Origin of the sequence: Cryobacterium sp. MLB-32, assembly GCF_000738085.1 — a bacterium.
Classification (GTDB): domain Bacteria; phylum Actinomycetota; class Actinomycetes; order Actinomycetales; family Microbacteriaceae; genus Cryobacterium.
This window is the reverse complement of sequence record NZ_JPRS01000137.1, coordinates 1-1,025: the sequence shown is the minus strand read 5'-3', so window position 1 is coordinate 1,025 and position 1,025 is coordinate 1. Positions and strand designations below refer to the sequence as shown.

1 protein-coding gene and 1 pseudogene are annotated in these 1,025 nt (G+C 59.8%); both read right to left on the bottom strand.

The window, feature by feature from the left end; genetic code table 11:
- The coding region (locus JF66_RS13085) for a carbohydrate ABC transporter permease (RefSeq protein WP_051973517.1) at window positions 1-799 on the bottom strand (799 nt) is incomplete at its 3' end.
- Window positions 796-1,025, bottom strand: a pseudogene (locus JF66_RS23650) (sugar ABC transporter permease); the annotation flags it as partial. The pseudogene JF66_RS23650 and the gene JF66_RS13085, both read right to left, overlap by 4 nt.

The window sequence follows — 1,025 nt, the reverse complement described above, 5'->3', positions numbered from 1 at the left end:
CCACGACGGCCGCGGCCATCAGGCTGCCCCAGTCGATGCTGGCGTACGACACGAAGTTGAAGATCGCCACCGGGAGGGTCTTGGTATTCGCGCCGGAGAGCACGAGGGCGAACATGAAGTTGTTCCACGAAAAGATGAACGACAGGATGCCAGCGGTCGCGAGTCCGGGAACCGACAACGGCAGAGTGATGCGGAGGAATGCCCCGATGTGGGTGAGTCCGTCGACCTGCGCCTGCTCCTCCAATTCGAGAGGCGTCGAGTCGAAATAGCTGATCATGATGTACACGATCAGCGGCAGCGCGACGAACATGTGGGACAGGATCAGCACGCCGAACCCTCCGACCATGCGCATGTTGGCGAAGATGAAGTACCACGGCACCAGCAGGCTGACGCCGGGGATGATGCGCGCCATGAGAACCACCAGCGCGGAGCGGTGCATGGTGAAACGGCTCATGGCATAGGCGGCCGGAACCCCGATGAGCAGGGAGAAGATGGTGGACAGCAATGCGACCCAGAAACTATTGAAGATGAATCCGAAATAGTTGTTGCGGCTGAGCACGTTGTCGTAGTTGTCGAGGGTCGGTGTGAAGAACACCGTCTTACTCGCGTCATAGATGTCGACGTTGGTTTTGAGGGATGCGATGACCATCCAGGCCAGCGGGGCGATGAAAAGCAGGACGACCAGGGTGAGCGCGACCACTCGGAAGATCTTGTAGGCGCGCGGTTTGCGGCGACGTGAAGATGTAACGACCGGTCGCGGTGTCTCGAGGACGGGACGAGTTTCCAGTGTCGCGGTCATGACCGGTCCGCCTTTCTGCGATAGGTGAGTGCCCACATGATCGCGATGATGAGAAGGAAGAACAGGATCAGCACCGTGGACGCGATCCCGTAGTCGTTGTAGTCGAAGCTCAGGCCGAAGGCGTAGATGTTGAGCGTCTCGACCTCGTGGAACGAGCCGCCGCCCTTACCCTTCGTGGCGTACAGAAGGTCGAAGGTCTTCAGGGCGTCGATGCCGCGCAGCACGA